8 protein-coding genes are annotated in these 15783 nt (G+C 41.1%); 5 read left to right on the top strand and 3 right to left on the bottom strand.

The window, feature by feature from the left end:
* Positions 1-41 precede the first annotated feature (41 nt).
* Together SAE01_RS00490 and SAE01_RS00485 are read right to left on the bottom strand one after the other, a co-directional pair.
* Positions 42-2453 (bottom strand): GumC family protein, encoded by a 2412-nt coding sequence (locus SAE01_RS00490; RefSeq protein WP_147201566.1) that lies wholly within the window; start codon positions 2451-2453, stop codon positions 42-44.
* A 10-nt stretch (positions 2454-2463) separates the two neighbouring features.
* The gene (locus tag SAE01_RS00485) at positions 2464-3258 is read right to left on the bottom strand and encodes a polysaccharide biosynthesis/export family protein (protein WP_147201565.1); all 795 of its coding nucleotides are present in this window, start codon (positions 3256-3258) and stop codon (positions 2464-2466) included.
* Between the two features lie 448 nt (positions 3259-3706).
* On the opposite strand from SAE01_RS00485, the gene SAE01_RS00480 reads away from it, so the two are divergent.
* Positions 3707-6808, top strand: coding sequence for a SusC/RagA family TonB-linked outer membrane protein (locus SAE01_RS00480; protein ID WP_147201564.1), 3102 nt, complete (start codon positions 3707-3709; stop codon positions 6806-6808).
* An 11-nt stretch (positions 6809-6819) separates the two neighbouring features.
* Positions 6820-8322, top strand: a complete 1503-nt coding sequence (locus SAE01_RS00475; RefSeq protein ID WP_147201563.1) for a RagB/SusD family nutrient uptake outer membrane protein — start codon at positions 6820-6822, stop codon at positions 8320-8322.
* A 133-nt stretch (positions 8323-8455) separates the two neighbouring features.
* On the opposite strand, the gene SAE01_RS00470 is transcribed toward SAE01_RS00475, so the two are convergent.
* Positions 8456-10603, bottom strand: coding sequence for a glycoside hydrolase family 31 protein (locus SAE01_RS00470; protein ID WP_147202233.1), 2148 nt, complete (start codon positions 10601-10603; stop codon positions 8456-8458).
* A 173-nt stretch (positions 10604-10776) separates the two neighbouring features.
* Here SAE01_RS00470 and SAE01_RS00465 point away from each other — a divergent pair, with 173 nt between their 5' ends.
* From SAE01_RS00465 to SAE01_RS00455, 3 genes are all read left to right on the top strand, one after another.
* Positions 10777-11250, top strand: a complete 474-nt coding sequence (locus SAE01_RS00465) for a DUF4112 domain-containing protein (protein ID WP_147201562.1) — start codon at positions 10777-10779, stop codon at positions 11248-11250.
* A gap of 68 nt (positions 11251-11318) precedes the next feature.
* Complete coding sequence (locus SAE01_RS00460; RefSeq protein ID WP_147201561.1) at positions 11319-13502, top strand: penicillin acylase family protein; 2184 nt, start codon at positions 11319-11321, stop codon at positions 13500-13502.
* Between the two features lie 272 nt (positions 13503-13774).
* Positions 13775-15748: a T9SS type B sorting domain-containing protein gene (locus SAE01_RS00455; protein ID WP_147201560.1), complete on the top strand. Its 1974-nt coding sequence runs from the start codon at positions 13775-13777 to the stop codon at positions 15746-15748.
* Positions 15749-15783 lie beyond the last annotated feature (35 nt).

The following is a 15783-nucleotide window of genomic DNA, read 5'->3' as shown; positions in this document are numbered from 1 at the left end:
TTGCTCGTGGTTCATTAGTAATAAGACAACAATTAAGAATTCTATTTGAAGAAAAGACTTCTCAATTTCTCAACGATACCTTTTTTACCCATTTCGGTAGAGTATCCGTAATTGTATGAAAGATTGTAATTATAGCTCGAACCGTAGCCATAGCCGTAACCATAACCGTAACCGTAGTACGAATTCACTCCGCCTATTTTTACATCATTAACTAAAAGATTCAAGTTTGGAAAAGCCTTGCCAACGTAAACGTCGTTAATGTTTTCCAATCGCTTCCGCGGAGTGTATCTCTGACGAACAACAAAAACCGTTGAGTCTGCGTACTTACTTAGAACTTTTGCGTCGCTAACTAAGCCTACAGGCGCAGAGTCAATAATGATGATATCAAAATTCTCTCTTAGATATATGAATAGCTCTTCAATTTTTTCATCCAATAAAAGTTCAGAAGGATTGGGAGGAACGGGCCCTGCGGGAACGATATATAAGTTAGGAGTAGTTTCCAATTTAACGGGCAATTCATGCTTTAGTACGTCACCTATTACATAATTACTAATCCCTTTTCTATCCAGCAGACCTAAAGCTCGGGATATTTTTGGCTTACGTAGATCCAGTTCAAGTATTACCGTTTTTTTGTTGGCCACTGCCCATACCGCGCCTAAATTCATTGAGGTAAATGTTTTACCTTCTCCTGCCATTGAAGAGGTAACAAGAATTACAGGGCTCTTTTTATCAATGATGAAATATTGCAAATTTGTACGAGCCATTCTAAATTGCTCTGAAATAATACTACGATCTTTCGAGCCAATTACCACTTCCCTATCTGCCATTTTATGATGTGCGATTTCACCGATAATTGGCATGGCAGTAGCTTTTAGAATATCAGTCCTATTAGTAATCTTATCATTTAATATGTCTTTTAAATAAATAAAGCCAAGTGGTACAAGGAGACCGATAATGAATGCAGTACGCATGGTACCACTGCGGTCAGGACTGATAGGAGCCCACGAGGAAGACGCGGGATCTATAGAGGAAGCATTCGAAGTACTTGATGCCATTGTGATAGCCGACTCTTCTCTTTTCTGTAATAGAAAAAGGTACAATTTTTCCTTTATTCCCTGCTGGCGAGCAATTTCCAAAAGTTCCCTCTCTTTGGACGGTACAGCCTGAATTTGAGATCTTATTCTGTTATACTCGCTAAACAGACGTCTTCGTATTGACTCGACGGGCTTTTTAATGTTGGATAAATTTTCAAGTATATCTACCCTGGCATTTTCTATTTGGCTTTCCAGCCCTTGAACAGCCGGATTTGCAGCAGGCATAGTTTTTAGCTTCTCTTCTCTTTCTGCCTGAAATCTGTTATAACTAGTGATTAAACCTTGTAACGTTGGATCTTGAACTCCTAGTGAAGACGGAACGAGACTATATCTTTTTGTTGGAGTTTTAATATAGTCATAAATCATGTCTATCAACCTTATCTGCAGCTCTTGCTGATTTAGCTCCTCCTCAGTTTTCTTCAGGTCTTCATATTGGATCTGGCCCTGACTCTGGATATTGACAATTTCATTTTTCTGCCTGAATTCCTGCAAACCTTGTTCAACTTTACCGAGTTCGGAAGTTAATAGAACTAGCCTATTGTCTATAAATCTTACCGTATTATCAATAACCTTGTTCTTATTTTCTATAGTAGAATTGTTATAAGCTCTAACTAAGCCATTCAGTATATCAATTCCTTTTTGAGGGATTTCTGTTGTCAGGTCTATTCTTAAAATATTGGCTTGAGGGTTTAATTGCCTTATGCTTATTCCTCCTGCAATTCCCCCTGCCGTTTGAAAAGGAGGCTGCCACTGCATGACGTATTTGTATTCGGGATTAATTGCATTCTCGTTTAGCAGGTTTATTTTGAAGTCCCCCTGGCTCCCGTGCACCACCTGTCCTGGCGAAAACCACTGGTTATTTAATCCCTGAACTTCAAAATGGTCCTTGTCTTTAAAATGAAGCACAATGCTAAAACCAGCAGAGGTATCTTTCTGGAAGATGTTCTCATAATTAAATACCCTGTTGTTATAACTTTCTGTACGTTTAAAATTTCCCTCTATCGAATATTGCTCGTTCAAATTAAGATTACGCACCACACGCTCCATTAAAGTTGCGGACTTTAAAATTTCAATTTCATTTATCAAATTGGTCTTGGGCTTAAACAACACAATTTCTTCTAGCGCGTCTGCATTGCTGCTGCCTCGTGAACCTTTGTCATCTTTAACTAACAGCGAGATACCAGAGCTATAATATGGGATTTGGTACCTTAAATAAAATTGAGCAATTGCTAAGGAAATGCCTATAGAAATAATAAATAAGGGTAGGTAAATCAGGTATTTAAAAATAAGTTCTTTGGGGCTGAGCTTAAATTTTTTATCATCCTGTTTTAACAACGATAAGGCACTAGTATCAGACATTAATCGACAGCTATTTTTTTATTGTATTTATCACCAGTACAACTACTGTTGTAAACACAGAAAGAACAGAGGTGGCTATAGAAAAGTTTCTAATGAAAGACTGATCGCTGGCAGCCACTTTATCTTTTGTAGGTTCGACATACACAACATCGTTTTGTTGTAGTACGTAGTAAGGAGAACTAAATGCATTTTTAGAAAGAACGTTTATTTTACCAAATTCCCTATTGCCATTTTTCTCCCTAATAATAGTAATGTTATCCCGACGAGCAGTAAAAGGAAGATCGCCAGCTAACCCGATAGCATCTATAACTGTTACCTTCCCTTCAGGAATATTAAACGTTCCCTGGTGATTAACCTCACCCAACACAGTAATTTTAAAATTGAGAAGTTCAATAATGACGATAGGATCGTTTACATACTTAGTAAGCATCTTAGATAGGAAATCGACAAGCTGCTTTCTCTTCATTCCTGCAACCTGCAATTTGCCCAGTTGCGGAAATTGAATTGTTCCATCGGCTTCTACTAAATATCCAGCTGCTAAACCAGCGGTTGTTCCTGCCAGTGTTGTTGATGTTAAATTGTAAGGAGCGGCAGAGATTGGATTTAAAGCACTGACGACAATACTTAACCTATCCCCAGGCTGTATACTAGGCTCTACGCTTTGAACAACTTTAGAAAGCGTTGTGTCGCCCTGCTCATTAAAATATACCAATGTTTTTAACCTTCTTTCCGGGTGACACGATTGCAAAAACTGAAAAGAAACGATTAGGACTAAGACACAGGACCATACTCTATAACTCATCATCGTTTTAATAAAATCGTTTTCACGGCTTCGCCATCTAAGTCACAGTGACTAATTTATTGGATGTAACGGAAGCCCCTCTTTTCTTTACAGATCCCGTTTCGAAGCGGGCAAATGTATCGGTAATAGAGTCAAAACGATTTGTGCTGCTATTTATTGTCCCTTTTCTAGAATTTTTCCCAAAAAAGGAAAAGTAGTGCATTTTGAGTAACTAAAACTAAGCGACAAAGAAAAACGACCAATACGGGTACACATCGTTTCCAAAGAGGAAATTGTTTGGCCCATAGCATTCTAACATGCATCAAAAAGTTTTTTTAGTCTTAAACATTGACCAATAGTTTCAAATCATTGGTGGTTGCATTGTTAAAAAACAACAACTATCTTTAAATAGACACATCTAATGCTTCCTCTGCAACAACAAAACAAAATTGCAAACCATTAATCAGCCATTATGAAAGTAAAACATCTACAATCCTTTTACAGGACTAAAAGGCTATTGTTTTTCCTTGCGTTTATTCTTGTAAACAATTTCGCATTCGCTCAAAATTTAGACATTACTGGCAAGGTGACTACAGGCACCAATGCCACACCTTTATCGGGAGTAACAGTAAGTATAAAGGACAAACAAATTGCTACTACTACAAATGCCGATGGAACTTTTACCTTAAGCGCAGCCAAGGGATCAACCCTTGTTTTTACACACGTTGGATACACGCTTAAGGAAGTTGTATTAAACAGTAATACAAAGTTGGACGTGCAGTTAAACACGTCTGCCGGAGGCCTTGATGAAGTGGTAGTAGTTGGCTACGGCAGCAAAAGGAAACGCGACATCACTGCTGCAATTTCAACAGTAAACATGTCAGACATTGGTGAAGCTCCGTCAAGAGGTGTAACACAGTTGCTGCAAGGCCAGGCACCGGGAGTGGTAGTGAAACAAAAAGATGGTCGTCCCGGCGCTGAATTCGAGGTGAGGGTAAGGGGTATTTCATCGTTAGGTGCTGGCAGCGAACCCCTTTATGTAATTGACGGATTTGCCATGGGAACAAGCTCTGGAGTAAATATAAACCCCAATGACATCGAAAGCATTTCGATATTGAAAGATGCTGCTGCTACGGCCATCTATGGTGCCAGGGGTTCAAATGGGGTTGTACTCATAACTACAAGAAGTGCTAAAGAAGGGCAAACACGTTTAAATGTTTCGGTTGACTATGGTGTCCAGAATATTCCGAAATCCCGTAGAGTAACTGTTTTAAACGGCCCTGAATTCGCCCAGTTTAAGAAAGAGGTGTGGATGGATAATGTCCGCTATTTCCAAAACAGGGAGCCATCGATAGATGAAGTGCCCATTGGTTTCCGTTACCCTGAACAAACCAAGTATTCGACAAATTGGTTCAATGAGATACTCCATAATAATGCCCCATACACAGACTATAATATTTCGATGACATCAGGAAGCGGACCAATCAAATCGATGCTTTCAATAGGTTACTACAAAGAGGAAGGGGCGATAATCAAAACAAACTATGATCGCTTCTCTATACGAGCTAATATTGGAGGACAAGTAAATAAATTCATAACTGTTGGATGGAATACGGCCGCAACTTATTCGAGGCAAAACCTGACAAATACCGATGGCAGGAATGCTATTGTTGGATCAACTCTTATAATGGATCCCCGGGAGCCCATGTATGACAGCGCAGGAAAATTGAGACCATACATAGGTGGTTCTGACGGTGTTTTTGGTTATCCCAACCCCGTTTTCCTGCTTAACAATGTTATTAATAAGCGAAACATAGCAGATATATTATCAAACGGCTTTGTGGAAGTTGCTTTACTAAAAAATTTAAGGTTTAGGTCTTCAGCCAATGTAAGATTGAATTACAACAACTTCAGATTTTTCCAGCCTTCTACTATAGGCAACCTGTTAGGGTCAGGCCAGTCTGGTGCTCCTCCAAAGCTTGCTATTGCAAATGAGAATACCGACCAGCTATTAAACTATTCGCTCGATCAATTACTGACATACGCCCCAAATATTGGTGAAAATCATTCACTCGATTTCCTCGCTGGTTTTACTGCGCAGGAAGAAACATTAAGGGGCGTTTCGGGAAGTGGTAACACATTCCCTGACGATCTTGTACCGTACTTGGGAGCTGCGATTTTAAGGTCTTCCAGCTCTTTTGAGGCAGGCTGGAGCTTGTTAGCTTATATAGGCCGGGTGAACTACGCCTTCGAGGATAAATACTTGCTTTCGGCCTCAATTCGAAGAGAAGGGAGTTCGAGATTCGGCGTTAAAAACAAATATGGAACCTTTCCAGCGGCATCTATAGGTTGGCGGGTAACAAAGGAAAAGTTCATGCCTAAGCTTTCCTGGTTAACCGATTTAAAACTAAGAGCCAGTGTTGGTGAAACGGGTAATAATAATATTGGTAACTACTCAAGTTTAGCATTCCTTGGTACTGATAATTATATATTGGGCAATGCAATCGCAGCAGGTAAAGTCGTCACTTCTTTTGCAAATTCAGCTTTGAAGTGGGAAAAGTCGCGGCAGGTGGATATCGGAATGGATCTATCTCTTTTCAGCAATAAGGTCGTTGTTACCGCCGAGTACTATAAAAAGATAACAAACGACATGTTATTGCCTGTTAGTATACCTGCAGTGTCCGGCTTTACAACAACCCTCGATAATATCGGCAAAGTAGAGAACAAAGGTTTTGAGTTTGCTGTCGACTATCGTGCAAAGGTTCACCTTTTAAACATTCGTAACAGTTTTAATATAGCGTTCAATCGTAGCAAGATACTGGCTATTAAGGGGCCAAATGATATGTTAATCACAGGTAACAGTTTTTATGGTGGTTACAATATCCAGAAAGTCGGACGCCCAATAGGTATGATATACGGGTATAAAAAACTTGGAATTTTCAATACGCAGGACGAGATTAATAAAGCTCCTAAGCAGGATGGCGTGATCCCGGGAGGAATGAGATTTTGGGATGCTGATGGTAATGGCGAAGTAACGTATGATACAAAAGACATGGTTGAAATTGGTAATCCGAGTCCAAAATTTACATGGGCACATACGCTTGCTATGGACTACAAAAAGTTCGACTTCAATATATTACTTATAGGAGCACAGGGTTTCCAAATTTACCGGAACATTGAAGCGTCTACAATGAATATGGATGGGGTGTTCAATGTACTCGATAAAGCTAAAGACCGATGGAGGTCTCCTCAAAATCCGGGTTCAAATCCTAATGATGTGCATTCGCAGGGAGGCACCAATTACTTTAAATGGTCGAGGGAAAGCAGTGATCGTTATGTATATGATGCCAGTTATTTGTGGATCAAAAACATTAGCCTTGGCTACGCTTTGCCAAAGATCAAAAGTATCAGCAGCGCGAAGGTTTTTATAAGTGTTACTAATGCATTCCTTTTTACTAAATATCCCGGAAATAACCCCGACGTGAGCCAGCGACAAAGCATTGATGGTGGTAACGATGATGAGGCTTACCCGGTTCCAAGAACATTTGCTATAGGCGCTAAACTTAACTTTTAAATTCTACACTAATGAAATATCAAATAACTATAGGGCTTCTAATTATTTGCCTATTTTCTACCTCGTGCAGCAAAGAGTTTTTGAACAAAACTGACCCTACAAGAATAGGAACCGAACTATTCTTTAAGGACCAGGTGCAGGTGGACCAGGCGGTGAACGGCGTTTACGGACAGCTACAACGCATCACCAACATTAGCTACATATTTAAAGAAATGATGTCAGACAATACCACTTTCGATTTAAACCCGCTAGATCGGGGTGGCGCTGCAGGTTGGGAAGCTTTCGAGTTTTCTACGGTGAATTCAGGAAATGGCGAAATTTCGAATTTGTGGAACTTGTACTACAGCGTTATGTACAATGTAAATAATACATTGGGAAAACTTCCAAATTCGGAAATAACAGATGAGTCAAAAAAGCAAACTGAAGGGGAGCTGAAATTTCTGCGTGCCCTATTATATTTCGACCTCGTGCGTTATTGGGGCGATGTAGTGGTGGTTACAAAAACGCTTGAAACGCCCAACGAAGCTTTTGCGCAATTAAGGGTTCCGCAGGCACAGGTATATACGCAGATAGAAAGTGATTTAAAGGATGCAATTGCTTCAATGCCTGCAAAACAACCTGCAGCAAAACTGGGACGTGCCACCAAAGGCTCTGCAATAAGTTTATTAGGTGAAGTTTACCTGACGCAAAAAAAGTATACTGAAGCAGTCTCCACTTTAAATGGAATCTTACCACTTGGCTATAGCTTGATGCCAAGTTATGCTGACGTATTTGATCCAAATAAAAAAAACAATGTTGAGTCTGTTTTCGAGATACAGTACCAGGGAGGCAATGACCTGGGCGAGCAAAGTAATTTCATGTATATTTTCGCTCCAAGGCTTTCCGGTGCAGCTATTACAGGTTATGCGAGCGTTGTGCCTTCTGGTCGTAATATACCAACCAATGACATGATCGCAGCATATGAGGCAGGTGACCTACGTAAGGATGTGTCTTTAAAAACCTCGTACACTGCTACAAATGGTACAGTCGTGCCAATACCTTATGTAACTAAGTATAAGCATGCCCACACTATTGCCGGTCGTACAGATGATAATTGGCCGGTTATTAGGTACGCAGATGTGTTGCTTATGCTGGCAGAGGCTATTAACGAAGCAACCGGGCCAACGGCCGAAGCATTTAACTACCTCAATAGAGTTCGAATGAGGGCTGGACTTTTGCCCCTAAGCGGACTTGACCAAACAGCCTTTAGAACAGCGGTGCTGCAGGAAAGGAGGGTAGAATTGGCTTTCGAAAACCACCGGTGGTTTGATCTTAAGAGAACCAAAACTGGTGCAGAGCTAGTTGCGTTTATGAACGCACATGGTGCTCGGGAGAAAGCAAATCCTACCGTTAGTAGAGGCGGTGTTGCTTTTAATGCGCAGGACTATATTTATTCAGAAAACGAAGTGTTGTTACCTATACCAGCACCTCAGATTTTAATAAATGATAAACTAACACAAAACCAGGGATATTAACCTTTTTTATTCGAAAACGAAAGATGGATGATTTGTAAAAGTCATCCATCTTTTCATTTGATTTATTCTTCATTGATTAGTAATTCGAAGAAATAGGAGATTTTTTTTTCCTAATCCAGTAAGGATAATTAGTTTACCAATGTGTCATAAACTTCCATGTTACATTACCCACTGTGTTCGGCTTTCCTACCGTTGCATTTGATATTGTTCCGGTTAATAATCCTGCACTATTTTTTTCAACCTTTAACTCGCGAAAACTATACTCACCTTTTTCATAATTAAAAGTTTCCCCGTCATCATCATACAGCCTGTACTTTGAAGGTTTTGAGCCATAAAATCGAATTTCAAGATCAACTTTTTGGGCGGTTTTGGGAGCATGCAGCAGAGGTTTCATCATAGGTATTATAGCTCCATCCTTTGCATACACCGGTATTTTATTAAGTCCTGGCTCAATAGTGAGCACTTCTCCGTCGCCGACAAATGCACCCGTGTAGAAGTCGTACCATTTGCCCTTTGGCAAAACTACTTTACGCGTTTTTTGTCCTGTAAATAAAGGTGCGACAAGCAAGTTTTCTCCAGCCATATACTGATCCTTGATTTCTTTTGCAACAGCCTCTGCGTAAGGATTTTCTTCCAAGCTACTGCTTCCTGCTTCCTTTTTTACTTCAGCCCTGAACCCAGGTTCAAGATGCATTCCTCTAAACGGTGGCGTTCCTTCAAAATGATATTTTGCAAACTCACTGTACCAGTAAGGCATCATCTGCATTCGCAACAATGCCAGTTCCTTTACTTGCTCTGCAACCTCAGGGTAGGACCACGGTTTAGTGCCGCTTGACCACGCATTAATCATTGCCATTGGTGAAAATATTACGGTCTGAAAACGTCTTAACCATTCCCCTGCTGTCTTCGACGCCCTCACCTCAGGTGTCCATAAAACACCGGCAGTACCACTATTGATGAGTGCGGTAATGAAATCTTCGTGGTTATAGTAGTCGTTGTAAATAACATAAGGAAACGAAACGCCGCCTCCGTTATTTGCCCTGACCAGGCCGTATGTTCTTTTATTCTGGCTATGAAACATAGGCATGCTGTAGCGCATCGCCAACATTCCGTACGTCTGCCTCATTTGCTCTGCACTTATTTTCGACGGGAAGGTGGTGACATCGGGCCAGAGGTAATGATCGTAGCCATCTACCTCATCAATCTTATAACCGCTTACGCCAATGTCTACCTGATTTTTTTGCAATTGGTCGAAGAAAATCTTCCTTGCAGCGGGAATAGTAAAATCAGGGATTTCGCCTACCCAAACGGTGTGGGAAGCCGTGTACGGTTTGATCAAATTATAAAAAGAGGCCGATTTTGATACATAGGGGTTGATCCATAAATTGAGACGTATTCCCCTGGCCAACATCTGGTTCACAAACTTATTGGGATCCGGGTAACGATTCTTGTCCCATTCGAAAGTGCCGGGGTAGGATCTGCTTTGCCAACCGGGTTCCAATCCAATAAAATCTAGCGGGTAACCTTTTTCTTCGAAAGCCTGTGCCTCTTTCGTTACCTCTTCGTCTGTCAATAAAGACTTTACTCTTTGTGTAAATCCCAGGCCCCAACGCGGCGGCAATACACCTCCTCCATTAAAAAGATTGAAACGTCTAACGGCATCTAAAGCAGTAGGTCCGGCAAAGACATATACTTCTACACCGCTAGCAGGTACCAGCATTTCCACCGCATCTGAGTAAGGGTGAGCGGGCCATGTTTTATCAGTATTCCTATCTTTTTCCGAGGGCGCATCTTTACTGTCTTTACGAACTGCGCTTCCTGCATATACATCGATATAACGCGCTGAATTAACGAAAACACCATAGCCGTTGGATGAGACGTAAAAAGGTGTCGGCGCATGCGTTCGGCCATCATCTTTTCCTCCGTAATGATCCACGTGCAATCGCAGGATTTTGCCCCGCTGTTGTACTGTTTGAAAGTTTAGACCGAAGCCATACAACTGCTCTTCCTTATTTAATGGAAAACGTAAAGCTGTCTTACCATCATTGACAGTAGCTGCAATGTCAACCTCGTTGAAAGGAAAAACTTCTGTACTCATTTTTGCTAACCCCGCTGCATATGGTTTAGCTCCCGACGCAATAAGTAAGTTGTATGCTTCCGGTTTACCAATCACTGCTTTCCAAACACCGGGAGCAATAACGATCCACTTGGGTGGTTGTGCAATTGATTGGTGGAACGTTGTCAGCAGTAGAGCATAAGAAAGCAATTGTTTCAATTTCATAAATAGGAAAGCATGATGGCAAACTAAACCTAGCAAATAGCGATGAACGAAGGAAATAATTTTTCGAAGCTTAGAGACGTCACTCCTACCTCTTTTTGCTTGCGTTTTTTTGCCCTTAAATGTTGGAAGCATTTTTGAGTAATTGTACCATATCAAAACATTAAAACCTCAGCATGCGCGAGCAACTTCCTACAAATAATCCTCAATTAAGACAGCTTGAATTTCTTGCAAGGTTAATGGACAACCAGTTTAAAGTACCGGGAACAAATATTCGTTTTGGTCTTGATGCCATTATTGGTTTGATACCAGGTGCAGGAGATCTTTCCACTTTTGGCATTTCCACATTTATGTTATTTGTAATGGTGAAAAATGGAGCAAGCGGCTTTGTGTTAGCAAGGATGATTTTAAATGTTTTGATTGACACGATCATTGGCTCTATCCCTTTAGTTGGCGACCTGTTTGACGTCGGATTTAAATCAAACACAAAAAACATGCGTTTGATGAGAGAGCATTATGTAGAAGGCAGACACAAAGGGGGCGCGTGGAAAGTCATCCTGCCAGTGGTGATAATTTTCGGGGCATTGTTTGCGGGGGTGATTTGGCTTATCTACATATTTGTAAAATACCTGTATCACCAGTTCAGTTAACTCTCAGTTTGTGCCAGAATTAATTTGGGAACATTTATATTACTTTAGAAGACCAATTGAAAATTTACATGACACTATTATTTGCACTGTTTTTTATTCCCATTATTTCTTTCTCACAACCCTTTTCGCCAACAGAAATTGAACGATATAAAACAGAGGCTCAACGTGTAAAAATCATCCGCGATACCTACGGTGTTCCGCATGTATATGGCAAGACCGATGCAGACGCCGTGTTTGGATTATTGTATGCGCAGTGCGAAGAAAGTTTCAGAAAGGTTGAAGAGAATAACCTTGAGATGTTGGGCAGGTTATCTGAAGTGTATGGCGAAGAACAATTGTATAACGATCTTGAAATGCGCCTGATTTATGATACCTCCGCTGCCATTGCTGATTATCATAAGAGCCCTGCATGGCTCCATAAATTATTAGATGCTGCCGCTGACGGAGTAAATTATTATCTCTACAAACATCCCGAAGTAAAGCCGGCAGTCTTAACGCGTTTTGAACCATGGTTTGCGCTGCTTCGCACAAATGGTAGTATTTCTGCTACCCAGAACGGCGGTGTTACCAGCCAGGACATTAAAAATCTTTATCCAGCAAAAAATAATGCTGTTTCTTATATCGATAAGAAAATTCCCTTTTATGATGTGGACCCTACGGGATCAAATGGCTTTGCGGTCGCTCCTTCTAAAACCGCCTCAAAAAATGCCATCCTCTATATTAACCCGCACGTAACATTTTATTTTAGATCTGAGGCACAGATGGTAAGTGAAGAAGGTTTGCAGGCTTACGGTGCAGTAACATGGGGTACTTTTTTTGTTTTCCAGGGATTTAACGAAAACTGCGGTTGGATGCATACTTCAGGTGCCACTGATGTTGCAGATCTTTTTATAGAGACGACTGTAAAAAAGGGGGACTCTATTTTTACTAGGTACGACAACGAACTGGTACCGGTGAAAACAAAACCTGTCGTAATCCGATATAAAAAAGGTGATGGCTTCCGCGAGCAAACATTCACTACTTATTATACCAATCATGGCCCGGTCATGGGGAGCCGGGATGGAAAATGGTTAAGCCTGAGAGAAAACAATCGCTCGCTGCCAGCTTTAATGCAATCATGGCTTCGAACGAAAGCGAAAGGATTTGATGATTTCAAAAGGAATATGGATTTGCGGTCAAATACCTCCGATAATACAGTCTTCGCAGACAACAAAGGAAATATTGCTTATTGGCATGGCAACTACGTTCCTAAAAGAAATAAAAATGTAGACTATAGCTTGCCCGTTGACGGCAGCAGTTCAACCAGCGACTGGAAAGGTCTCTTCGCTTTGGATGAAATCGTTCATGTCTACAATCCTGCAACGGGGTTCATTCAAAATTGTAATTCTACCCCTTTCACGGTTTCCGGAAAAAGCAGTCCAAAACAGCAAAACTATCCAGGTTATATGGCTCCTGATGGCGAAAATTTTCGTGGGTTAAATGCTGCACGCTTGCTTAGCCGTCCCAAGGATTTTACCATTGATAAGATGATAAATGAAGTAGGGTACAACCATCACCTGGCAGCCTTTGATCACCTGCTTCCCAGGTTGTTGAAGGATTACGAAGCGTTAAGTGCGTCGCACCCCTTGAAAAATGAATTAGGCGAAGCCATAGGACTTTTAAGAGCCTGGAATAAAAGTTCTTCTGATTCTTCCATAGCATCTACCGTCGCAATTGAATTTGGTTACCGCTTTTTGCAGAAGGCACCCGCCGTTGCAAATCCTTACAAAGCTTCGTATGCGGTTGAACAGTTGCAAGCCACGTTGGCTGCCACTACTTCAAACGAAAGGATGAGCCTTTTATCGGAAACGCTAAAAGATCTCGAAAAAAGGTTTGGAACATGGAAAATAGCCTGGGGAGAAGTCAACCGATATCAACGCCCTGCTGATGGAAAGTTTGATGATGCCCAGCCCAGCATGCCTGTTGGCCTGGCTGCAGCCACTTTCGGTTCACTGCCTTCATTTGCTTCCCGTCGTTTGCCTGGTTTAAACAAGCGTTACGGAGTTTCGGGAAATAGCTTTATAGCTTGTGTTGAATTTGGCAAAAGAGTCAGAGCAAAATCCATTATTACAGGGGGGCAGTCATTCGATCCCTCGAACAAACATTATACTGACCAGGCAAAAGGGTACATCAACGGGCAGTTTAAAGAGGTTTTGTTTTACAAAGAGGACGTATTGAAACACGTTGAAAAACAATACTACCCGGGAGAATAGTTTTTCACCCAACCAAAGTTTTTAAAATTTCATCTGGATTAATAAACGGCACTTCAAAAATTTGCCTACCGCTTGCTCCAGGATTATTTCTTGAAACCAGTCGGAGTAACCAACCTGAACGATTTATTTTTCGTATAATCTATAATATGAAAAAGGTGTTTCTTTTTGATCAAACCTTTAAAACTGCCCTATCAGCAATATGGAAAAAATTAATTTATGTACCCCCTGTCGAGGTTGAAATAATCTTAACTTTAAAAGCCTAAACTTATCGAGTGCACCTTTTGATACACCTATCTCATACTGAAAAGCGCCATTACCTTTTTGTAAAGCCAGTATTATTACTAGTTGTATTTCTTGTCTCAACTTCATCCATACTAACTGCTCAAAGCTGTCCGAATAACATTGATTTTGAAAGCGGAACTTTTAGTGGCTGGACCTGCTATACAGGTCGAACTGCGGCAATTGGCGGTCAAAATCAAATTTCCCTCGGTGCTACCAGCGGCCCCATTTATAGTCATCACACTATGTACAACGCCAATAACAATACCAATGAAGTTGACCCTTTTGGCCGATTTCCTGTGCTGTGCCCCAATGGAAGCGGCCATTCAATTAAATTAGGGAGTACAGAAGCAGGTGGTGAGGCGGAAGGAGTTTCTTACGAGTTTACTATTCCCGCAAACGAAAACGCTTATACGCTTATCTACAATTATGCTGTAGTATTTCAGTCGCCTAATCACCAGGTGTTTGAACAACCAAGAATGGAAATTGAGATTACCAACGTTACCGATAATACTACCATAAGTTGTGCTTCGTATAGTTTTATTGCAGTGGGAACAGCCTTGCCAGGCTTCCAGGTTTCTAGTTCATCCGATACTACTGCTGTTTTGTTCAAAGACTGGTCTCCTGTTTCTATTGATCTGTCTGGTAATGCAGGCAAAACAATCAGGCTATTTTTTAAAACTGCTGATTGTACTTTTCGAAGACATTTCGGATATGCGTACATAGATGTAAATTCTGAATGCAGCGGGCGTTTTGTTGGCGCAACTTATTGTCCTGATGATACTGCAATAAATGTATCTGCGCCATATGGTTATGCCAGTTATGCATGGTACGACAGCTCGCTAACCACTCCTCTGGGATCACAACAGGTGCTTAATTTATCTCCGCCACCACCATCCGGAACGGTTATCGCCGTAAAGCTTGAGCCCTACTACGGGTACGGCTGTTCGAATACAATGTTTACAAAATTGAAAGACACACTTACCGTCACTGCCAATGCAGGCCGTGATACTTTGTCGTGCAATATGAGCCCTGTTCCTATAGGCATTAAACCTAAACCGGGCTTACATTATACGTGGGCGCCTGTAACGGGACTGAATAAGCCCGATGTTGCTAACCCCATGGCCTTTCCAGATAAAACAACGTCTTACGTGGTTACAACAATGAACAGCGGAGGGGGGTGCCGAATAACTGATACAGTTGTAGTACGCGCTTCAGTAATCGATGATTCCCTTCGCCTGCTTGGTAAAGAAAGTTATTGTTTTGGAAATAATGATAGCGCAATTCTGAATGTTAATCCCACCAATAGTATACAATGGTTTAAAAATGACGCGGCCATTAGCAGGGCTACACAACCTACTTTTAGAGTATCCTCAAGTGGCACTTACCATGCTTTATTAAAGAATGATATTGGCTGTAGTATCACTACTAAAAAGCAGCCTATTATAATTGATATTGCCAAGCCTGCAACGAGTTATGCAGTAGAATATGCCCTTAGTAATTCACCTCTAACATTACAGGCGCGGCAGATAAGCGAGAACGTGTTATGGAAACCTGCCATCAATTTAAATACGGCGACAAGCTTTACCCCCACTTTTAAGGGATCGCAGGAACAGTTATATACTATAGAACTCCTGACAAACACGGGATGTCTCACGGTAGATACGCAGATGGTTAAAATAATTAAGAACGTAGAGATTTATGTGCCCACTGCATTTACACCAAACAAGGATGGTAAAAATGATTATTTACGACCTATACTCATTGGTTTAAAGGATCTGCATTTCTTTAGAATTTATAACCGCTGGGGGCAACTGTTATTTGAAACAAAAAAACCGCTGCCAGGATGGGATGGTGTTTTTAAGGGCGTTGAACAAACAACACAAACGGTCGTCTGGATGGTGAAAGGTGTGGGAATCGATGGACGCGAATACGCGCAAAAAGGTACCACAGTCCTGTTGCGATAATATTCCTACCTGTGTCTTAATTTCTTTACCTGTTT

Source organism: Segetibacter aerophilus, from assembly GCF_007991655.1.
Classification (GTDB): domain Bacteria; phylum Bacteroidota; class Bacteroidia; order Chitinophagales; family Chitinophagaceae; genus Segetibacter; species Segetibacter aerophilus.
Note: the sequence above shows the minus strand (reverse complement) of the source record. Positions and strands in the feature narration are given on the sequence as shown.